This window comes from Dorea chungnamensis (assembly GCF_039832125.1).
Taxonomy (GTDB): Bacteria; Bacillota; Clostridia; order Lachnospirales; family Lachnospiraceae; genus JAFBIX01.
The window spans coordinates 126,096-146,669 of sequence record NZ_JBDOHT010000001.1; the positions used below are offsets into that span (position 1 = coordinate 126,096).

The 20,574-nt window shown below is 40.8% G+C and carries 19 protein-coding genes; 12 read left to right on the forward strand and 7 right to left on the reverse strand.

What is annotated here, in order from left to right; all coding sequences use genetic code 11:
• Positions 1 to 37 precede the first annotated feature (37 nt).
• Genes ABE613_RS00655 through ABE613_RS00665 form a run of 3 tightly spaced genes read left to right on the forward strand, consistent with a single transcriptional unit; the run spans position 38 to position 4,142 of the window.
• On the forward strand, positions 38 to 2,197 hold the full coding sequence (locus ABE613_RS00655) for a hydantoinase/oxoprolinase family protein (RefSeq protein ID WP_347375355.1): 2,160 nt from the start codon (positions 38 to 40) through the stop codon (positions 2,195 to 2,197).
• Positions 2,198 to 2,749 (forward strand): hypothetical protein, encoded by a 552-nt coding sequence (locus ABE613_RS00660; RefSeq protein WP_347375356.1) that lies wholly within the window; start codon positions 2,198 to 2,200, stop codon positions 2,747 to 2,749.
• A 31-nt stretch (positions 2,750 to 2,780) separates the two neighbouring features.
• The gene (locus ABE613_RS00665; RefSeq protein WP_347375357.1) at positions 2,781 to 4,142 is read left to right on the forward strand and encodes an FAD-dependent oxidoreductase; all 1,362 of its coding nucleotides are present in this window, start codon (positions 2,781 to 2,783) and stop codon (positions 4,140 to 4,142) included.
• A gap of 135 nt (positions 4,143 to 4,277) precedes the next feature.
• On the opposite strand, the gene ABE613_RS00670 is transcribed toward ABE613_RS00665, so the two are convergent.
• Entirely contained in the window at positions 4,278 to 5,189 is a 912-nt protein-coding gene (locus tag ABE613_RS00670; RefSeq protein WP_347375358.1) for a DegV family protein, read from the reverse strand.
• Between the two features lie 201 nt (positions 5,190 to 5,390).
• On the opposite strand from ABE613_RS00670, the gene ABE613_RS00675 reads away from it, so the two are divergent.
• Entirely contained in the window at positions 5,391 to 6,299 is a 909-nt protein-coding gene (locus ABE613_RS00675) for a radical SAM protein (protein ID WP_235232425.1), read from the forward strand.
• 71 nt (positions 6,300 to 6,370) lie between these two features.
• On the opposite strand, the gene ABE613_RS00680 is transcribed toward ABE613_RS00675, so the two are convergent.
• The 4 genes from ABE613_RS00680 to ABE613_RS00695 are packed head-to-tail and all read right to left on the reverse strand — an operon-like array spanning position 6,371 to position 11,140.
• Positions 6,371 to 7,180, reverse strand: a complete 810-nt coding sequence (locus tag ABE613_RS00680; protein WP_235232397.1) for a Cof-type HAD-IIB family hydrolase — start codon at positions 7,178 to 7,180, stop codon at positions 6,371 to 6,373.
• Positions 7,181 to 7,193: 13 nt separating this feature from the next.
• Positions 7,194 to 8,567, reverse strand: coding sequence for a UDP-N-acetylmuramoyl-tripeptide--D-alanyl-D-alanine ligase (locus ABE613_RS00685; RefSeq protein WP_235232396.1), 1,374 nt, complete (start codon positions 8,565 to 8,567; stop codon positions 7,194 to 7,196).
• Between the two features lie 17 nt (positions 8,568 to 8,584).
• Positions 8,585 to 9,655, reverse strand: coding sequence for a D-alanine--D-alanine ligase family protein (locus ABE613_RS00690; RefSeq protein ID WP_235232395.1), 1,071 nt, complete (start codon positions 9,653 to 9,655; stop codon positions 8,585 to 8,587).
• 30 nt (positions 9,656 to 9,685) lie between these two features.
• Positions 9,686 to 11,140, reverse strand: coding sequence for a nicotinate phosphoribosyltransferase (locus ABE613_RS00695; RefSeq protein WP_347375359.1), 1,455 nt, complete (start codon positions 11,138 to 11,140; stop codon positions 9,686 to 9,688).
• Positions 11,141 to 11,310: 170 nt separating this feature from the next.
• Here ABE613_RS00695 and ABE613_RS00700 point away from each other — a divergent pair, with 170 nt between their 5' ends.
• On the forward strand, positions 11,311 to 11,907 hold the full coding sequence (locus ABE613_RS00700) for a YcxB family protein (RefSeq protein WP_235232393.1): 597 nt from the start codon (positions 11,311 to 11,313) through the stop codon (positions 11,905 to 11,907).
• A 20-nt stretch (positions 11,908 to 11,927) separates the two neighbouring features.
• Here the strand turns inward: ABE613_RS00700 and ABE613_RS00705 are convergent, their stop codons facing one another.
• On the reverse strand, positions 11,928 to 12,662 hold the full coding sequence (locus ABE613_RS00705) for a lysophospholipid acyltransferase family protein (RefSeq protein ID WP_235232392.1): 735 nt from the start codon (positions 12,660 to 12,662) through the stop codon (positions 11,928 to 11,930).
• Positions 12,663 to 12,695: 33 nt separating this feature from the next.
• On the reverse strand, positions 12,696 to 14,204 hold the full coding sequence (malQ, locus tag ABE613_RS00710) for a 4-alpha-glucanotransferase (RefSeq protein ID WP_235232391.1): 1,509 nt from the start codon (positions 14,202 to 14,204) through the stop codon (positions 12,696 to 12,698).
• A 117-nt stretch (positions 14,205 to 14,321) separates the two neighbouring features.
• Between malQ and ABE613_RS00715 the strand changes: the two genes are divergently transcribed.
• From ABE613_RS00715 to ABE613_RS00745, 7 genes are all read left to right on the forward strand, one after another.
• Positions 14,322 to 14,729, forward strand: a complete 408-nt coding sequence (locus ABE613_RS00715; protein ID WP_235232390.1) for a protease complex subunit PrcB family protein — start codon at positions 14,322 to 14,324, stop codon at positions 14,727 to 14,729.
• An 11-nt stretch (positions 14,730 to 14,740) separates the two neighbouring features.
• A complete protein-coding gene (locus tag ABE613_RS00720) occupies positions 14,741 to 16,300 on the forward strand; it encodes a DUF3794 and LysM peptidoglycan-binding domain-containing protein (RefSeq protein WP_235232389.1) in 1,560 nt (519 codons plus the stop codon).
• 33 nt (positions 16,301 to 16,333) lie between these two features.
• A complete protein-coding gene (gene ispE / locus ABE613_RS00725; protein ID WP_235232388.1) occupies positions 16,334 to 17,209 on the forward strand; it encodes a 4-(cytidine 5'-diphospho)-2-C-methyl-D-erythritol kinase in 876 nt (291 codons plus the stop codon).
• A gap of 3 nt (positions 17,210 to 17,212) precedes the next feature.
• Entirely contained in the window at positions 17,213 to 17,890 is a 678-nt protein-coding gene (locus ABE613_RS00730) for a GntR family transcriptional regulator (protein WP_235232387.1), read from the forward strand.
• Between the two features lie 64 nt (positions 17,891 to 17,954).
• Positions 17,955 to 18,638 carry a stage II sporulation protein R gene (gene spoIIR / locus ABE613_RS00735; protein ID WP_235232386.1) on the forward strand — a complete coding sequence of 228 codons (684 nt, stop codon included), beginning with the start codon at positions 17,955 to 17,957 and terminating at the stop codon, positions 18,636 to 18,638.
• Between the two features lie 21 nt (positions 18,639 to 18,659).
• Positions 18,660 to 19,847 carry a cation diffusion facilitator family transporter gene (locus ABE613_RS00740; protein ID WP_235232385.1) on the forward strand — a complete coding sequence of 396 codons (1,188 nt, stop codon included), beginning with the start codon at positions 18,660 to 18,662 and terminating at the stop codon, positions 19,845 to 19,847.
• The gene (locus tag ABE613_RS00745) at positions 19,831 to 20,547 is read left to right on the forward strand and encodes an acyl-[acyl-carrier-protein] thioesterase (RefSeq protein WP_235232384.1); all 717 of its coding nucleotides are present in this window, start codon (positions 19,831 to 19,833) and stop codon (positions 20,545 to 20,547) included. Before ABE613_RS00740 ends, ABE613_RS00745 begins: the two co-directional genes overlap by 17 nt.
• Positions 20,548 to 20,574: the final 27 nt, after the last annotated feature.

Sequence of the window (20,574 nt, forward strand, 5' to 3'; positions counted from 1 at the left end):
AATAATATTAGTAGAAAATAATAAGGAGAAGTTATTTATGAAAGTAAGAATTGGAATTGATGTCGGAGGAACTTTTACTGACGCGGTTGTTATTGATAATGATACATTTGAATTAATTGGCAGTGCGAAGACACCGACGACCCATGAGGCAAAAGAAGGTGTTGCCGCTGGTATCATTCAGGTTCTCCACAAAGCAATGGAGCAATGTCATGTAAGACCAGAAGATGTCGTTTTTATTGTACATGGAACCACGCAAGCGACAAATGCGCTGCTGGAAGGTGATGTAGCTAAAGTCGGAATTATTACTCTTGGAAGTGGTATTCAGGGGGCAAAATCTAAGTCAGATACTAATATTGGAGATCTTGAACTAGCACCAGGAAAGAAGCTTTATACTGAAAATGAATTTGTAAATACAGCAAATCTTGAGAATTTGGAACAAAATGTTCAGGAGTCTCTGAAAAAACTTCAGGAAAAAGGTGCAGAATCAATGGTTGTATCGGAGGCATTTAGCGTAGATGATCCGACAAATGAGAATCGAGTAATGGAGCTGTGTAATAAAAATCAGATTCCGGCAACTGCAGGAAATGATGTATCTAAACTTTATGGGTTAAAGGTGCGTACCAGAACAGCAGTTATTAACGCAAGTATTTTGCCTAAAATGCTGGAAGTTGCGAATATGACGGAAGATTCTATTAAAAATGCAGATATTAAAGCACCGCTTATGGTAATGAGATGCGATGGTGGTGTAATGACTGTGGATGAAGTGAGAAGCCGTCCAATTCTTACTATTTTATCCGGACCTGCGGCAGGTGTTGCGGGAGCATTAATGTATGAAAAACTAACGGATGGTATATTCATGGAAGTTGGTGGAACTAGTACCGATATTTCCTGTGTGAAGGACGGAAATGTAGTAATTAAGTATGCGGAAGTAGGTGGGCATAAGACATATGTAAGTTCATTAGATGTTCGTACGGTAGGAATTGGCGGTGGAAGTATGGTAGAAATTTCTGGTGGAAAAATGACAGATGTAGGACCAAGAAGTTCCCATATTGCTAATCTTGCTTATGAAGTATATACGAATGTGGAGGACATTGTTGACCCGGTACTTAAGGAAGTACATCCTAAAAAGGATGATCCTGCTTATGCTTATATTGAATGTAGTAATGGTAAAAAATTTGCACTCACTTTATCTGGTGCAGCGAACATTGCAGGATATGTAAAAAAAGATAATTATGCATATGGAAACATTGAGGCTGCAAAGAAAGCATGGGAACCGCTTGCTAAAAATATGGGGCTAACAGTGGAAGAAACTGCCAAATTAGCACTTCATCTGGCAAATACAAAGAATGGGAAAGTAGTAGAAAGCTTTATTAAAGATTATGGACTTGATAAAAGTACTTTGATGTTTGTTGGTGGTGGCGGTGGCGCTGCTAGCGTTGTTCCTCACATAGCAGAAGAATTTGGAGTAAAGTACAAAATCGCAAAGAATGCATCGGTTATATCACCAATTGGTGTTGCTCTTGCTATGGTAAGAGATATGGTGGAAAGAACCATTCAAAATCCAACAGAAAAAGACATTCTTGCACTTAGATATGAGGTGATTCAGAAAGTTGTAAAAGCAGGGGCTAATCCAGATTCTGTTGAGGTTAAGATTGAAGTAGATACACAACAGAATAAGGTAAGAGCCATTGCAATTGGAACGACTGAACTTCGGACAAAAGAACTTGCTGCATCTAAGAAAACAGATGAAGAATTGAAAAAGATTGCAGCAACATCAATGGGAGCACCGATTGCTGACGTTGAAAAGGCGGCGGATAATGGTTCTATGGTAGCTCTTGTATATCACACAACAACTAGGCAGCTGTTATTCCTTAAGAAGAAAATCACAATGCTTCGTTTGATTGACAAAGATGGAGTTATTCGTCTTCAAAGAAGGAATGCGATGGTTTTGGAGTGTACAGTACAACAGTGGAAAAAGAAAATAAAATATCTACTGGATGAATATACGGTACATTCTGATGGAGGAGCAGAAATTCCTAATATTTATATCGTTTTAGGAAAAAGAATTATTGATTTGGCAGGCATGCAAAGTGAGAAACAAATTATGTCTCTTTGTGAAGTGGAGTTGGCAAATGTGCCAAATGATGAGAAGATAATAATGATTTCTACGTTGACAGCAGAGAATGCGAGGGGTTAGATGAATTTATTTCCGTTTCCTGACAGAATTCAATCTAGGGAAGAGTTAAAAAAAGATGTGTTATATAATAAAATTCCTGAAGAGGATAGGGTTCATATTTGTGAAATGGCTTGGATACGAGGTGTAAGCACCGCACAAAAAATTTTGAATAAATTTCCCAAACAGAATATTCACCAAATCTTAACTGGCGAGAGAGTAAAAATTACTACGGTTTCTAAAGATGAAGTCTGTGGGAATATTCGCATATTCGGGGAGTTTTATTCTACGAAAAAAGAAATTGTAATATATACAGAATCTATTGCCAAATGGGCGTCTGCAAATCAGTTGGAAAATAGGACTGCAGAAGAACTTGTTTTGGCCCATGAATTTTTTCATTATTTGGAATGTACGGAAATTGGTGACACTTCAAAAGAATATCAAGTGCCTGCTTTTAGAATTGGAAAAATAACTATTGGAAAGTCAGGAGTTCGTACATTATCGGAGATTGCCGCTCATGGATTTGTAAGAGAATATTTTGACAATAAAGGAAAAACAAAAATATTAAACAACTGAAAAACTGACAAATTGAAAGGAGTAATATATCATGGAATTAATCAAAAAAGATGTTGTTGTAATCGGTGGAGGACCTGGAGGCCTTGCTGCAGCGGTAACTGCGGCAAGAGAAGGGAAAAAAGTACTTTTGGTGGAGAGAAATGGTTATTTGGGGGGACAATTGGGAAGTGGACTTCCGTTTTTGGCCTTTTGGGACAAAAAGAGAAGGCAAGTGATAGGAGGTTTTGCTCAAGAATTTGTAGATAGATTGGAAGAAGTTGGGGCTTCATTTGGTCACGCATATTGTCCACATCATTTATCTACTACTTTAATTGATCCTTTCTATTCAAGAATTATATGTTTTCAAATGGTAAAAGAGGAGGGCGTTGACTTACTACTTCATAGCGAATTAAGTGGCGTAAACATGGAGAAAGGAAGAATCCATTCTGTAGTAGTCTCTGGAAAGGGACAACATATAGAAGTTGAAGCCAAGATATTTATTGATGCTACAGGAGATGGCGACTTGGCTGAAATGAGTGGAGCCGAATGTGAAAAGGGGGATGGAGAAAATCATGTAATGCAACCCCCGACATTAATGTTTAACCTCGGCGGTGTTGATATTGATAGATTTTGTGATTTTATTGAAGAGCATCCAGAAGAGCTTCCTTATGATGTATTGACTAATATAGAAGAAGGATATAATGCGGAGTTTTTCCGAAATAACAAGAGCTTTATTTTTCTTGGAATGCATCATTTGCTTGAAGAATTGAGAAAAAAAGGAGAATGCCCTGTTGATAGAGAAACAGTTATTTTTATTCGCCAGCCTAATCCTGGAGAAGTGGCAGTTAATACAATCCGTCTTTTGAATTTTGATGGTTCTGATATCCATGATTTGAGTAATGGAGAGATGGAGGCTCATCTGCAGATCCCTAGGCTGATAAAAATGTTTAAGGAAAATGTTCCTGGTTTTGAAAATTGCTTTTTGACTTCTATAAATGCGTCTATTGGAGTTCGGGAAAGCCGAAGAGTTATGGGAGTCAAAAAACTGAACCATGAAGATGCTATTGCGGGGAAAAAACCTGATGATACAATAGCATTGTGTTCATACTTTATTGATGTTCATAATGGAGCTGGACAGGGAACTTATCGAGTTTCTATTGATGAACCTTTTGGTATACCATATGGTTGTTTGGTGTCCAAAGATATTCCTAATTTAATGATGGCAGGAAGAGATATCAGTACAGATCATCTGGCTTTTGGAGCTACTCGAATTATGAATGTTTGCATGGCTGTGGGACAGGCAGCAGGAATAGCGTCGTCTATGGCAGTTGACGAAAAGATTGATCCCCAAAACGTTGATACGGATGAACTCAGAAAAAAACTTCGAGAAGAAAAAGCCATTCTTGAATTATAAAAGAAAAATTTAATTAGTGAATTTAATAGAGTAGATGGAATGAAGTACAGAGAATATTAATGTTCAAGCTGTTATTTTTGTAAAGATAAAAATTATATATGTATTTAATGAGCAATCGTACAATATGGCGTGGTATTATAGTGGTGTGTGTAGTCGGCTAATCATTATTGATTGGCCGACTACTCGATTATTAGGAAATGCTTGAAAATCCGGCAATTCCAAATGCTGCAGGACCTCCATGAGTTGTAATGACGCCCTGTGCCTGAATCCAGTGTATTTCTTTAAATCCGCATGCTTTGGCCGTCTCTTCGGCAGCGGCACGTATCTCATCCTGCAGGCCGATCGTATATACATCCACAGAACGTCGCGCTCCAGACGGTAGCTGTCGGAATAGTCTTCAATAAGTTGTCGGACTACTTTTTTCATCTTTCCCCGGTACTTTTTCGTGGCTACGAGTTTGCCATCCAGGATTTCAATACATGGATGAATGTTTAAGATGCGGCTTCCAAGACAGACAGCGTTGCTGACACGGCCGTCGGCACGCAGGAATTCCAGATTATCTGGAAGGAAACACATTTTTGCCCGTGAAAGAAGTTCTCTGGCAGCATCTGCAGCCTCTTCAATAGTCATCTCGGGATGTTCCTTGAGAAGCTTAGCGACAGCAGTCACGACAGCAGCTTGTCCGATGGATACTTGCTTGGTATCGATTGCAGTGACGTAATCACGGTCTTGCGCAGCAATGAGTGCACTTTGATAGGAACAAGTGGTCACTGCAGAATATGCAAGATATAGAATCTGAGAGTCTGGATATTGCTCGTGAATCTCATCAAAAGTTGTAATAAAATCTTCCGGTGAACATCCGCTGGTTCTGGGAAGCTTACGAGTATCATGGTAGTAATCGCAGATTTTCTCAACAGGAAATGATCCGTCATCGAGGGTCTCTGTGTCAAAAGAGACGTGCATCGGAACAATTTTGATATTATATTGAGAGGCAAGTTCTGGTGTCAGATCAGAACCGGTCTCTGCAACAAGAATGATTGGATTCATTGGGAATCTCCTCTCGGGTGTATAATATTAATGCTTTAAAATAATACAATCAATAACATGATACATAGTTTTTACAACTAGGTCAAGAGTCTGCGAATATTATGACAAATAAATTGGAATGGTTCAGTCATAATTGTTTTTATGTTATAATAATCAGAGGAATGTATGTCCAAAGTAACTGATAGGAGAGTAAATTTGCAGATGAGAAAGGATTCCAGACTTGAAGATTGTACTTTGTGTCCTAGGCAATGTCATGTGAATCGTGTAATGGGACAAAAAGGTTATTGTAAAGAAACGGCAGATGTTGTTGTGGCAAGGGCAGCCCTGCATATGTGGGAAGAGGCCTGTATCTCAGGGAAAGATGGATCAGGAACAGTTTTTTTCGCTGGATGTAATATGGGATGCGTTTTTTGTCAGAATTATCATATTGCAAGAAATGAGGTCGGAAAGAAGATCAGTGTGGAACGTCTGGCAGAGATATTTCTGGAGCTTCAGGGGCAAGGTGCGAATAATATTAACCTGGTGACACCAACGCATTATGTTCCACAGATCATAGATGCTTTAGATCTGGCAAAAGAGCGAGGGCTTAGACTTCCCGTAGTGTATAATACCAGTGGATACGAGAAAGTAGAGACACTTCAGATGTTGAAAGGGTACGTGGATATCTACTTGCCTGATTTTAAGTATATGGAGCCGGAACTGGCACAGGAATATTCTCATGCATTGGATTATCCTGAATATGCCAAAGAAGCGTTACAAGAGATGGTGAGACAGGTAGGAAGCCCTGATGTGGATGAGATTACCGGATTGATGAAAAAGGGTGTGATAGTTCGGCATCTGGTGCTTCCGGGGCATGTTAGAGATTCAAAAAAAGTAATCCGATATTTATATGAAACGTATGGAGATCAGATTATGATCAGTATCATGAATCAGTATACCCCAATGCCTCAAGTGGCAGAAGATTCCCTTTTAAAGCGAAAGGTTACAAAACGTGAATATGAAAAAGTAGTGGATTATGCACTCGAGATCGGTGTTGAATACGGATTTATACAGGAAGGTGAAGTGGCGTCGGACAGCTTTATCCCTGAATTTGATGAGACGGGCGTATAATCATACAGGCGAAAAACCAGAGATGATTTTTCGCCTGTTATTCTATTCTATAAAAACTCTGTTTATGAATTTTAACGCATGAACTGATTGATGACATGCAGAACTCCATCTTCATCATTGGATTTGGTAATGTAATCTGCAATTTCCAATACATCCGGTTGTGCATTTGCCATGGCAACGCCAAGACCTGCAACTTCAATCATAGTCAGGTCATTGTAGCCATCGCCGCAGCAGATCATCTCATCTGTAGTTAGACCGATACTCGTCAGTAGCCGCAGCAGAGAGTGCGCTTTATCAATTCCACGTGGCATAATTTCCAAAAAGAAAGGGTCCGAGCAATAGATACTCAGATAGGAGTGGAAATAATCGCATACTTCATCCTTGACTCTTTGAATTATGGAAGGTTCTCCCGTGATCAGAATCTTATTCGTTGGTTCTGTAATGTGTGAAGGAAAATCTTCAACCCTTTCAATCGGCATATGATTAATGTGTGATTCTAGTTCACTGTATTGATTCGGTCTGATACCAGAGAGTAAACGATCTGGAGTGTAGCCGATAATATCTATTCCGGCATATTTTTTTGCAATATGGAATATTGGCTCCGCAACGTTATCGGGTAAGACTTTATTGTAGACTATTTCCTTGCTGCGGCAATCCGTAATACGACCTCCATTAAAAGACAGAATATAGCTGCCGTAATCTGCCAGATGAAGCTGTTCTGCCAGTGGAAGAACGCCATTTGTAGGGCGTCCGCTGGCAAGAACTACTTTTTTTCCGGCTTTTTGTATCTCAATCAATGCATCTAAGGTTGGTTTTGTAATCTCTTTTTTGGAATTGGTTAGTGTGCCATCTAAGTCCAATGCAAGAATCTGATAACTCATAATAGTACTCCTGCTATATGTTTTTTAAGGCATCTACAATCTCAGGGAAATTCATGCCATGGGATGCCTTTACAAGAATGTTGTCACCATCTTTTATGATGTCCCTGATTGCATTCAAAAAGTCTGCTTTCGTAGCAAACCATAATCCTTCTGTGGAAGAAGCAGTTTTTAAAGCGCCATCGACCAGTTCTTTCGAAAGGTCTCCGATTCCACACACCAGATCGATTCCGTGAGAAGCTGCATATTCTCCGACTTCACGGTGAAGTTCTCCTGCTTTCTCGCCTAGCTCACCCATATCACCAAGCACAGCAATCTTGCGGCCAATGGCCATATCCAATACATCAATGGATGCTTTCATGGATATCGGGTTAGCATTGTAACAGTCGTCCAGAATAATCATCCGGTCTGTCTTGATGATATTATTGCGCCCTGGGATAGAAGGAAGACCTTCAATTCCGGCTTTGATTTCTTCCGGAGTAAGTCCTAATGTATATCCAACGGCAGTTCCGGCAAGAGCATTGAAGATCATATGCTTTCCGGGAAGCGGAACGATACATTCAAAAGAAGTATCGTCTGGGAGATGAATTGTACAAGAAGTTCCTCGTAATCCCAATGGCTGAATCTGGTCAGCATAGAATTGATTATCCTCATCAAGACCAAAGAATATAGGTGCTACCCCCTTGATTGGTCCTACTCGAGACAGGAGATCGTCATCTCCATTGAGAATGATCGTACCGCCATCTTTCATGTCCTGAATCATCTGTGATTTTTCCTGAAGGATTCCTTCTCTTGTCTTGAAGAATTCCAGATGTGCGACTCCGATATTGGTAATCACGCAGATATCCGGGCTTGCAACAGAAGAAAGACGGCGCATCTCTCCAAAGTGATTGACTCCCATTTCCAGAATTGCTACCTGATGACTTTCATTCATCTCGAAAATTGTGATAGGAAGTCCCCACTCATTGTTAAAATTGCCAATCGTTTTGTGAACGTTGTACTTTTGAGCTACAACAGAAGCAATCATTTCTTTTGTGCTGGTCTTTCCCACACTTCCGGTGATACCAATTACTTTTACATCAAAAGAATCACGGTATAACTTGGCAATGTCCAGTAGTGCCTGTCCGGTAGATTCAACCAGTATATAAGGATAGTCTGTGTCTCCAAGATCTTCATGGGAAACGACACAAAGTGCCCCCTTTTCGATGGTATCAGGAATGAATTTATGAGCATTGACTCTTTCACCATCAATAGCAACGAACAGATAATTGGGCTGAACTTTACGGCTGTCAATCACAACACCGTCTACTTCCTGATCTAGAATGGAAGTATCTCCGTGATAAGTTCCCTGACAAGCTTTGGTAATATTTCTTAAAGTGAGGTTTTTCATAGTGCATCTCCTCGTTTCTAGTTGTTATAACGTGCTTTGAAAGATTCTTCGATGATCTTCATACACAAGTCACTATATTCGATGCCGGCAGCTTTGGCAGCTTTTGGTAGAAGGCTGGCAGGAGTCATTCCCGGAAGACCATTCATCTCAAGACAATAGAATTTACCATCTGCATCATCGATAATAAAATCAGCACGGGCATATACATCCATACGTAGTGCTTCGAATGCTTTTTCGCCGGCACGCTGTATCTGTGCCTGTGTATCCTCATCAATAGATATCGGTGGACAGATCTCTTGAGCACCACCGGTCTGATATTTATTTTCATAATTGAAGACACCATCTTTTGGAATGATTTCGACTAACGGGAGAGCTTTGCCGGCAAGAATTCCACAGGCAAATTCACGCCCCTTGATATAAGGTTCAACGATGACTTCATCCTCATGAGCAACATCAAAAGACTGATGAATTGCATCGAGATATTCTTCTTCTGTATGAACGATGTATACACCGATGCTGGAACCATTGGAACATGGTTTTATCACCAGTGGAAGATAATATCCTAACTTATCCAAAGGCGTATCTTTGGTCTTTGGAGTAAGAGAGGTCCCGCGAGGGGTCGGAACTTTGGCAGTCTTGTAGATCTCTTTGGTGAGCAGTTTATCCATAGATACAGCACATCCAAGGGAGTTCGGGCCAGTATATTTGATGCCCAGAATATCAAAAGTTGCCTGCAATTTTCCATTTTCCCCAACAGAACCGTGAAGTCCCATAAATGTGATGTCTGCCATGCGGCATAACTCAATGACGTTTGGACCAAGATAACAATCAGACTGGTCAGGACGTGATTTTCTTAAAGCTTCCAGATCAGGAGCAGTGGTCTTGATACCTTCTGCAATTTCAAGACCTGCTCCAGGAAGATCAAAGACTTCCTCGAGTTTCTGAGGATCATAAGGATATCCAAAATATACATCCAGTAAGAATGCCTGATGTCCTTGTTCTCTTAAAGTTTTGCAGATCCCTGCACCAGATATTAATGATACATCGCGTTCAGGACTAAGTCCGCCTGCTAATACAATAATCTTCATAAAAATTGGTCTCCTTTTTTACTGTCATTTTTATTCTGTCATATTCATTTGATCCAATAAAGATTTCTTGACTTCATAGAGTCGCGGAGATAAATCCACGTAAACTCTGTGAGGGTAAAAGAGACGTTTTGTCTCTTCCCAAAGTGTCTTTTTCTCCCGTTTACAATATTCTGCAATCTCCTTCACAGAAGGTGACTTATAGACACATTCACCATTCTTAAAGACTGGAACAAGAATCTCTCTCAGGGTGTAGGAACCGCCAGGAAGTTTCGTCTTTTTCCAAGTCTCAATTGGATCGAACAAAAGCATATCTTCATTGGTGTCGAAGGTCTCTCCGACAAAGCAGATGAGATCAGCCTTTACTTTTCCAGTTGTTTTATCATAGATTCGATAGATTGTCTTGTTACCAGGATTAGTAATTTTTTCCGTATTTTCTGAGATTTTAATCTTTGGTACAAATTCGCCTTCTTCATTCTGAATCGCAGCGAGTTTGTATACACCGCCAAAAGAAGGATTGTCTTTGGAGGTAATCAGGTTCGTACCGACACCCCAGGAGTTAATAGCGGCTCCCTGCATCTTCAGATCGTGCAGCAGATACTCGTCCAGATCATTGGAAGCACAGATGGTTGCGTCCGTGAATCCTGCAGCATCCAGCATCTTGCGTGCTTCTTTCGATAAGTAGGCCAAGTCACCACTGTCCAGGCGAATGCCATATTTCTTAAAAGGCTTACCTGCATCACGGAATTCCCGGAATACGCGAATTGCATTCGGAACACCGGATTTTAAGGTATCATAAGTATCTACCAGCAGTGTACAATTATCTGGATACATCTCTGCATAAGTTTTAAAAGCAGTGTACTCATCTGGAAAGCTCATGATCCAGCTGTGAGCATGAGTTCCCATGACTGGAACGTCAAAAAGCTTTCCTGCCAGAACATTGGAAGTTCCGACACATCCGCCAATGATTGCGGCTCTTGCACCATACAGACCAGCATCTGGTCCTTGCGCTCTTCGCAGTCCAAATTCCATGATCCCGTCACCGTTTGCAGCGAATACAACACGGGATGCCTTTGTAGCAATCAGAGACTGGTGATTAATGATATTCAGAATAGCAGTCTCCACAAGCTGAGCTTCCATGATAGGTGCAACGACTTTTAACAGAGGTTCCTTTGGAAATACAACTGTTCCCTCAGGAATTGCATAGATATCGCCGCTGAAATGAAAACCGCTTAAGTAGTGGAGAAAGTCTTCGCTGAATATTCCAAGACCTCTCAGATAATCTACATCATCATAAGTGAAGTTCAGATTTTTTACGTAATCAATGACCTGATCTAATCCGGCACAAACAGAATAACCATTGTTGCAAGGGTTCTGGCGGAAAAATACGTCAAAGATAACTTTTTCATTTTGCCCTTTTGCATAATATCCCTGCATCATTGTAAGTTCATACAGGTCTGTCAGCAAAGTTAGATCTTGTCTGTTCATTCTTTTTCATACTCCTTTTTTTCAAACCGTTATGAATAATATATTCCGCTATATTATAGCACCAGATGAAGAAAATGTAAAAGAAAAAGTAGTCCTTGTGGAAATTGCGGATTCATACTATAATGGTAGACAAGTATTAATATGAACGAAGATATAAGGAGAAGTCAAATATGACCCCAGTTTATGAAGTAAGAACCAAACATACCGATCAAGTGTTAAAAGATTTCATTACATTTCGCGAAGCGGCAAGGAACATCCATATTACTTTTCGACTTGTAGTGCTTTCCATCTGCAGTCTGACACTTGCAGCATTAGGAAAAGGAACGGTACTGACCTATATTTTTGCCGTAATTGCCGTGATTATATTAGCTTTTACGGCAGTAAGAAAGAGAATCGCATTTTCTAAGCTGGCAAAGGCGGATGTCAATTATCAAAAGAAGAGTGAGATTCATTTTATCTTTGGGGAGAGTGAATTCCGGGTAGATAATCCAGATGCAGGAGATGAGCAGAGGATTAAGTATGGAGAAGTCGAATTCATGTATGCAGATGATAATTATTTTTATATTAATGTAAATAATGATGATCTTCATATGATTCCAAAGGGCGATTTTACTTTGGGAGATGCAGAAGGGTTTTACGATTTCTTTATGCACAAGACTGGGAAGATCTTCCAGCCACTGAAGTTGTCATGGAAGATGAAAGCCGATATATTTAAACAGGCATTGGCAGAGACCCGCGAAGAGAACAGTAAAAAATACGGAAAGTAGATGAACCAAAAAACCAGACGCTATACAAGCGCCTGGTTTTTATTAATTGTTTCCTGGATAATATTCTGACAATATTCTCCGATATGCTTTTTGGTTTCTTTATCCATATCTTTCATATAGATTGGTTTGCCATATTCTAACACTACATGTGTCTTCCGAATAAATGGGAGATGAGCCTCAAAGATAGAGACAGTGTTGTTCAGACTCATCGGAACAATGGCACAGCCAGATTTTTCTGCAATTTTAAAAGAACCATTGTGGAATGGAAGCATGCTTAGTTCCTCGCCATCATTGCGAGTCCCCTCTGGAAAGATGCAGATAGAGATTCCGTTTTTTTCATAGTCAATAGCTTGAAGAATTGTCTTCAGACCTTCCTTTGGATTCTCCCGATCCAGAAAGAGGCAATATAAGCGTTTCATCCAGTCGCGCAGAAGCGGGTAACGGAGCATCTCTTTTTTGGCAACATATCCGGTCAGGCGCCTGCATCGGGAATAGGTAAGAAGAATATCGAAATAACTTCTGTGGTTCCCGATAAAAAGTACGGGCTCATCCGGTACGTTTTCTTCCCCGATTACGGTTACTTCTACACCGGAGATCTTTAGAATTACATTAAATGCCCATTGAACCAGACGAAGGCTCTGGTAGTCACTCAAGTTTTTGTTGAACTTTCCAATGATCCATTCAATGCCCAGTACCGGGATTCCCAAAAATAAATACAGGAATAAAAATAATACTACAAGTAGAAACCTTATCATCTGTATGAACCTCCCAATTTGATGCGTGTTTCATTAATATCTTCCATATAAATGTGTCATTTCTTTCAGGTCATCTGCTAATTCCTGACTCAGTACCCCTTCTTTATACCGCCAACTCCAGTTGCCGGACGCTTTACCTGGTGTATTCATTCGGGCGGATGAGCCATATCCAAGAACATCCTGCATTGGAAAGATTGCATAGCGTGCAATGCTTCCAAGCGCTGTGCGGATCAGATCATGGCTGATATAAGCAACATCTCTATTCCGTGTGTATTGACATACTTTTTTCTGACAGTCCGGATTCAGAGTCAGATACCACCCAAGCGTAGTGTCGTTGTCGTGGGTTCCGGTGTAGCAGACACAGTCAGGAGAAGTGAACTGATGCGGAAGGTAAGAACCCTCTCCCAGAGAATCAAAGGCAAATTGAAGTACTTTCATTCCAGGGAAATGGAATGCATCTCGAAGTGCTTCTACTTCTTCAGTTATAATTCCCAGATCTTCTGCAATAATTGGAAGATCATCACCTAAAGCCTCTTGGATTGCATGGAATAATTCATATCCTGGTGCAAGGATCCATTCTCCGTTGATAGCCGTCTCTTCTCCATAAGGAACCGCCCAGAAAGCCTGAAAACCACGGAAATGGTCAATTCTTAAGATGTCCAGAGAATGAAGCTGATGACGGATCCTAGATATCCACCAGGTAAAACCGTCTTCTAAATGAGCATCCCAGGCATATAGCGGATTGCCCCACAGTTGACCGGTCGCGGAGAAATAATCCGGCGGAACTCCGGCGACCTTCAATGGATAGCCGTTAGAGTCCAGCTGAAACAAGTGCTGATTCGCCCATACATCGGCACTGTCCATGGATACAAAGATCGGAATGTCCCCAATAATCTGAATATCACGTTCATTGGCATAAGACTTCAGTGACAGCCATTCTTTAAAAAATAAAAACTGTAAAAATTGATAATACTGTATCTGATGATGCAAAGTGCTTTGAAGGTGTTGTCTGAATTCCTCGGTCGGAATTCGGTATTCTTCTGCCCAGTCCAGCCAGCATGCTCCGTTGTGTACGTCTTTACAGGCCATAAACAGTGCATAGTCATTCAGCCATTCATTCTGTTCTTCTATAAATTGTTTAAAGTCAGAGAGAAACTGTTCATCGTGAAAAGTTCCATCTGTAAAATGTTCATAAGCAATTCTGAATAATTGCTGCTTCCATGGAATGACACTTCCATAATCAATGTGCTCAGGATCTGAGACCGGACAATCTGTCAGATCTGCCTCTGTGATCAGTCCAAGTTTTAACAGATGAGAAGGGGCGATTAAAAGCGGCTGTCCGGCAAATGCTGAAAAACTCTGATAAGGAGAGTCTCCATATCCGGTAGGTGTTAATGGAAGAATCTGCCACAGATGCTGCCCTCCTTCTGCAAGAAAATCTACAAACTCATAGGCAACTTCTCCCAGATCTCCAATTCCGTAAGGAGAAGGAAAAGAAGTGGGATGCAGCAAGATTCCAGATAGTCTTTTGTTGTTTTTCATAGTTGTTCTCCTTCGATAGTGTTCCATATTAATACTCACTATTATACTATAAAATTGGAATTTTTTCTAGCGTTGTTGTGTATGATGTTAGAGAAGATATGCTGTTAAGAGGGCATTATGAAAAAAATATGTAAGATACTTCTGCTGTCACTGGGATTGTTGGTTCTGACGGCATGTTCTGTAAAAAAAACGGAAGAAGAGAGACTCCGAGATGTTGAGTTTACTGTGCTTGATCACGACGAGATACCAGAAGAATTTCTGGCTGAGATTGAAGCATCAAAAGAAGAACCGATGATGCTGACTTATGGGGATAAAGGATACCTGTATGCAGCTAGAGGTTATGGAGTTCAGGATACCACTGGATATAGTGTGAAGGTAGAGCAGTGTTATGAGACTGAGAATGGAATCCGTGTAGTGACCAGTCTTCTCGGACCAGAAAAAGAAGAAAAGATTCTAAAGAAGAAGACATGTCCTTATGTAGTGATAAAAATGGAATATACGGATAAAGAAGTAGAATTCAGATAGGAGGCTTGACCATGGAATATGTGACAAAACAAATGCAGACATACCAGACAGGAAAATCAATTACAGATCAATTCTATATTGATGATGATTATAATGTACCAGATGCAAAGGGTGATGTGAAGCGAGTGATACTAGGGGAAGGAACCTTACATGTAGAAGACATGAAGGTAGTGGAAAATTATATAAGGGCATCCGGCAAACTGAATTTTAAGGTACTGTATGTGACGGACGAGGGAGAAAATCGGCTTTCATGCCTTGAAGGAAGAATACCATTTGAAGAAATGATCTATCTTGAGCAGGAGCCGATCGGGAATCTATTTGTCCAATCTTCGAGTGTGGATCTGACAGTTACGGTTATTCATTCCAGAAAGCTGAATCTGAAAACACTGGCAGAACTTACCATCTGTTCGGAAGGAAAGAAAGAAAATGAGCTTACCGTAGATATAGAGAGTGATACTCCACTGTATAAAAGATATGAGAATCGGGAGCTTCTTCGGGCATTCCTGACGAAAAAAGATACATACCGTATTAAGGAAGAGGCCGCATTAAGTGGAACAAAGGAAAATATCGGCACACTGCTCTGGACAGAACTTTCCAGCAGAAAATTAGATACTCGACTTGAGACAGATGAATTGAAGATGCAAGGAGAACTACTGCTGTTTTGCCTTTATGAGACTGTGGATGGGAAGACAGACTGGGTGGAACAGGCTATCCCCTATGAAGGACGAATTGAATGTTATGGAGCAGAAGATTCCATGTATCATCAGATATATCCAGAATTGACGGATGTGAATATTGATGTTCGTATGGATGAAGATGGAGAGATGAGGCTGATTGGAGTAGAAGCGACATTGGAAGTGCGACTGATTGTCTATGAAGAGGAAAAAATGGACATTCTTACGGATACATATTCCCTGGAGAAGACTTGTGTGCCAAAACTGTCAGAAGAGATCTTCGAACGCCTTCTGATGCAGAACCATTCGAAATGTAAAGTGACCGAGCAACTCTCGCTCCCAGAGATCAAAGATAATATCCTTCAGATCTGCCATAGCAACGCCAGAATTCAAGTAGAGCATACGGAGGTAACAGAAGGAGGAATTCAGATTGAAGGTGTGCTTCATATCTGTTTTCTGTATGTCAAAACAGATGATGAGATTCCATTTGATACATGGCAGGGTATGATTCCGTTTTCATATCTTCTGGAGAGCAATGAGACTTCCGAAGATATGACCTATGGACTCACCTATGCGGTGGAACAACTTTCCGTTAGCCTTTTGGGAACTGATGAGATTGAGATTAAGGCAGTGCTTGCATTCAACAGCTTCTTGAAGAGCCCGGTAATGATTCAGAATATAGAAGAAATAGAGTTTCAACCTATTGATATGGAAGAAATGGAGAAACGCCCGGGAATTACAGGCTATACAGTCCGTGACGGGGATATTCTGTGGGATCTGGCGAAACGTTATCATACAACAGTGCAAGGAATTATGGAAGTCAATGATTTGGAGACTGAGGAGATAAAATCAGGGGATAAGATATTGATTTTTAAAGAAAATATGAGTATACTATAAGAACACTGTATACAAGATACAAGGAGAAAACATATGGATAAATTAGAGTTAAAGGCACTGGGAAAGATTAATCTGGGGCTTGATGTTCTGGGGCGGAGAGATAATGGATATCATGATGTAAGGATGGTTATGCAGACGGTCTATCTCTATGATCAGATTAAGATAGAAAGGACGAAAGAGCCAGGGATTCAATTGTCGACCAATCTTTTTTATCTCCCGGTAAATGAGAATAATCTTGCATATCAGGCAGCAAACTTATTAATGGAAGAATTTCAGATTTCAGAGGGTGTGAAGATTACGCTGGATAAGCATATTCCGGTTGCAGCAGGAATGGCCGGCGGCAGTTCCAATGCAGCGACAGTTTTATTCGGGATCAATCAGATGTTTTCTCTGGGATTATCGCAGAAAGAGTTGATGGAACGTGGTGTGACGCTGGGAGCAGATGTTCCCTACTGTATTATGCGGGGAACCGTGCTGGCGGAAGGAATCGGAGAAATCCTGACCCCGCTTCCAGATATGCCGAAATGTTATATATTGATTGCAAAACCACCGATTAGTGTATCTACAAAGATGGTATATGAGAAGTTAGATGCTCATGAGATTCAGGAACATCCAGATATCGATGGAATTCTTCATGGACTGGAGAATCAGGATTTGCAGCAGATCGCTTCTTGTATGGGAAATGTGTTAGAGAAAGTGACCATAGAAGAATATCCGGTCATAGAAGAAATCAAGAGTGTGATGAAGGATAATGGTGCGTTGAATGCTATGATGAGTGGAAGTGGCCCGACTGTTTTTGGAATATACGATGATAAGCAACGGGCGAAAAATGCAGCATCTAAGATAAAAGAATTACAATTGGCAAAGCAGGTGTATGTGACGAATATACACAATGCAAGGAGGAAATAGAAGATGGATACGAATTTTCAAGTCAATATGAATGAATATCTCCCGTTAAGGGATGTTGTGTTCAATACGTTACGGCAGGCAATTCTGCGGGGTGAGTTAAAGCCGGGAGAACGCTTGATGGAGATTCAGCTTGCGAATAAACTTGGAGTCAGCCGTACTCCGATTCGAGAAGCAATCCGTAAGCTGGAGCTGGAAGGCCTGGTGCTCATGATTCCAAGAAAAGGAGCAGAAGTTGCAGATATCACGGAAAAGAGTCTCCGGGATGTATTGGAAGTGCGCAAAGCTCTGGAAGAACTGGCTGTTCAGTTGACTTGTGATAAGATAACTAAGGAGCAGATCAGAGAATTAGAGCAGGCAGCAGAACAATTTAAGAAGACTCTTAAGAGCAATGATATAACAGAAATAGCGGAGGCAGATGTACGTTTCCACGATATCATATATCTTGCTACGGATAATCAGAAATTAATACTGTTGTTGAATAATCTTAGAGAACAGATGTATCGGTATCGAATTGAGTATCTGAAGAGAGCCGATAAATATTCCCAGCTGCTTGCGGAACATGAAGAGATTATCCGCCGTATTGAGAAGAAACAGAAGAAAGAAGCGGCAGAGATCGTATGTAAACACATTGACAACCAGGTTGCAGCGGTAATGGATCTGATTCGCACAAAAAATAATTAATATCTGAATAAATGAAGATTCATATGTTAACACTTCTGATAACATAGAAGGAGGTCTGATACATATGAATCTTCACAGAGAATTTTATCCGAAATATAGAATCAAGCAGTGGATCTGTACAATATTGGGAATCTGTATTGCATTCATTATAACCGTTACATTTTCCTGTCATAGAATGGAGCAGGTGAATGCTAAGGTATCTCAGACACAGGAACAGCTTGCGAAAGAAGTGTTCCGTTTTCATGTATTGGCGAACAGTGACAGTGAAGAAGATCAGAAGGTGAAATTGCAAGTCAGAGATGCGGTGTTGGAATATATGAAAGAGAGTATGTCTGATAAGACGGAAGGAGAAATGAGTGCACAGAAAACAAAGGAGTGGGCGCAGCAACATCTGACAGAATTGGAAGAGGTTGCCGATAAAGTACTTGAAAAAGAAGGATATGATTACCTTGCAAAGGCAGAGGTGACAACATGCTATTTCCCAGATAAGCGTTATGGCGATGTCCTCTTTCCGGAAGGGTGGTATGAGGCTCTTCGCATCAGATTGGGCGAGGCAGAAGGTCATAACTGGTGGTGCGTTCTATATCCTAATTTATGTTTTACCAATGCAACATGTGCAGTAGTCAGTGAAGATGGGAAAAAAGAATTAAAGAAGGCGCTGACGGCTGAGGAATATGAGATGGTCACGGCCACTTCAGACTTTAAGATAAAATGGTTTTTCTTCGGAGATGCCTCAGAAGAAAAATAGAAGAAACACGGAGGCAGTTATATGACTGAGTTTTTAGTAAGACATTTTGTAAAGAATTACGAAGAGACGGAAAAGGTGTCTGTCCGTACCGCCTATGGTGTGTTGGCGAGTGTGGTAGGCATCTTTTGTAATGTTTTTTTATTTGCGGTGAAATGGATGATCGGATTCTTCCTGCATAGTATCGCAGTTATGGCGGATGCATTTAATAATCTGTCAGATGCAGGGTCCTCGATCATCGGACTGGTCGGGGTGAAGATGGCCAGTAAGCCAGCAGATGAAGACCATCCTTTTGGACATGGAAGAATCGAATATATTGCGGCATTGATTGTTGCATTTTTGGTACTTCAGGTTGGATTTACATTTTTTAAGGATTCGATTGGAAAGATACGCGAACCAGAAGAGTTAAAATTTCAGCTGGTATCGATTATTATCCTGATCTTGTCCATTGGGGTAAAATTATGGATGGGGTATTTTAATAGAACATTAGGCAACAAGATCAATTCCAAAGTTATGTTGGCAACGGCGGCAGATGCCATGGGAGATGTTATCACCACATCTGCGACCATTCTGGCGATTCTGTTTTGGAAAGTTACGGGCATTAATATTGACGGCTTTGTGGGAATTGGCGTGTCATTGGTTGTTATGTGGGCCGGAGTTGGAATTGCGAGAGATACATTGGAACCATTGATCGGAGAAGCGGTAGATCCGGAAGAATATGAGAGAATTACGAATTTCGTAGAGGGTTATGATGAAATTGTCGGAAGTCATGATCTGATCGTACATAATTATGGACCGGGGAGAAGTATGGCATCTATTCATGCAGAAGTACCGAACGATGTGGATATTGAAGTGTCGCATGAGATTATTGACCGGATTGAGAGAGATGCAATCAAGAATCTGGGAATCTTTCTGGTCATCCATATGGATCCGATTGAGACAAAGGATACGTATGTATTACAAGTCCGGGAGCAGGTAGAACAGACGCTGGAAGCTTTGGATCCTGCGGTTTCTATTCATGATTTCCGTATGGTTGATGGAAAAGAACAGGTGAATCTGATCTTCGACATGGTTGTACCATTTGAATATGACAAGAAGAAGCAGGATGAATTGCGTATGACATTGATTAAGCTTCTGCAGATTGTTGATCACAGATATCAGTGTGTCATTACGTTGGAAAGGAGTTATGTAGCCAGTGCAAAAGAATCATAAGTATACATTTGAAAGCAGAATCCGATTCAGTGAAGTAGATCATACGAAGCGGATTACATTGCCGGGAATTATTAATTATTTTCAGGATTGCAGTACCTTTCATTCGGAGAGTCTCGGGGTAGGGATTGATTACTGTGCAAAACATAAACGAGCATGGATTCTATCGGCCTGGCAAGTGATTGTAGAGCGTTATCCGATGATGGGAGAGCCAGTAAGTGTCAGCACCTGGGCGACCGAGTTTCAGGGGCTGTATGGGATTCGTAATTTTTGTATGCAGGATGCAGGAAAGCAGAATGTGGCATATGCGAATTCTGTATGGGTGTACATGGATATGGAGAAAGGCAGGCCTGTAAAGCCGGATGAACAAGAAATCGCACTCTATGGATCAGAGGAGCCATTAGAAATGGAATATGCGCCGAGGAAGATCAATCTTCCGAAAGAGACAATAGAGAATACACCATTTCCGGTAAGAAAATATCATATTGATACCAATGAGCATGTGAACAACTGTCAGTATGTGCAGATGGCACTGGAAGTACTGAAGGAACCAATGGAAGTTCGGCAGCTCAGAGTAGAATATAAGAAGTCTGCGGTATATGGAGATGTAATCTGTCCAAGGACAGCTTATGAAGAAGATCGTACCGTGATTGAATTATGCAATGAAAAAGGGAAACCTTATGCAGTAGTGGAATTAAAATAAAATACGGAAGGAATCAGTCTTTGATGG

Excerpts from the sequence above, each read along its gene's own strand:
- ABE613_RS00685 (WP_235232396.1), bottom strand. The coding sequence starts at position 8,567 with ATGAAAAACCTCACTTTAAGAAATATTACCAAAGCTTGTCAGGGAACT.
- ABE613_RS00740 (WP_235232385.1), top strand. The coding sequence starts at position 18,660 with ATGACTGAGTTTTTAGTAAGACATTTTGTAAAGAATTACGAAGAGACG.
- ABE613_RS00665 (WP_347375357.1), top strand. The coding sequence starts at position 2,781 with ATGGAATTAATCAAAAAAGATGTTGTTGTAATCGGTGGAGGACCTGGA.
- ABE613_RS00690 (WP_235232395.1), bottom strand. The coding sequence starts at position 9,655 with ATGAAGATTATTGTATTAGCAGGCGGACTTAGTCCTGAACGCGATGTA.
- ABE613_RS00700 (WP_235232393.1), top strand. The coding sequence starts at position 11,311 with ATGACCCCAGTTTATGAAGTAAGAACCAAACATACCGATCAAGTGTTA.
- ABE613_RS00675 (WP_235232425.1), top strand. The coding sequence starts at position 5,391 with ATGAGAAAGGATTCCAGACTTGAAGATTGTACTTTGTGTCCTAGGCAA.
- ABE613_RS00670 (WP_347375358.1), bottom strand. The coding sequence starts at position 5,189 with ATGAATCCAATCATTCTTGTTGCAGAGACCGGTTCTGATCTGACACCA.
- ABE613_RS00695 (WP_347375359.1), bottom strand. The coding sequence starts at position 11,140 with ATGAACAGACAAGATCTAACTTTGCTGACAGACCTGTATGAACTTACA.
- ABE613_RS00680 (WP_235232397.1), bottom strand. The coding sequence starts at position 7,180 with ATGAGTTATCAGATTCTTGCATTGGACTTAGATGGCACACTAACCAAT.
- ABE613_RS00720 (WP_235232389.1), top strand. The coding sequence starts at position 14,741 with ATGGAATATGTGACAAAACAAATGCAGACATACCAGACAGGAAAATCA.
- spoIIR (WP_235232386.1), top strand. The coding sequence starts at position 17,955 with ATGAATCTTCACAGAGAATTTTATCCGAAATATAGAATCAAGCAGTGG.
- ABE613_RS00705 (WP_235232392.1), bottom strand. The coding sequence starts at position 12,662 with ATGATAAGGTTTCTACTTGTAGTATTATTTTTATTCCTGTATTTATTT.
- ABE613_RS00715 (WP_235232390.1), top strand. The coding sequence starts at position 14,322 with ATGAAAAAAATATGTAAGATACTTCTGCTGTCACTGGGATTGTTGGTT.
- ABE613_RS00655 (WP_347375355.1), top strand. The coding sequence starts at position 38 with ATGAAAGTAAGAATTGGAATTGATGTCGGAGGAACTTTTACTGACGCG.
- malQ (WP_235232391.1), bottom strand. The coding sequence starts at position 14,204 with ATGAAAAACAACAAAAGACTATCTGGAATCTTGCTGCATCCCACTTCT.
- ispE (WP_235232388.1), top strand. The coding sequence starts at position 16,334 with ATGGATAAATTAGAGTTAAAGGCACTGGGAAAGATTAATCTGGGGCTT.
- ABE613_RS00730 (WP_235232387.1), top strand. The coding sequence starts at position 17,213 with ATGGATACGAATTTTCAAGTCAATATGAATGAATATCTCCCGTTAAGG.
- ABE613_RS00660 (WP_347375356.1), top strand. The coding sequence starts at position 2,198 with ATGAATTTATTTCCGTTTCCTGACAGAATTCAATCTAGGGAAGAGTTA.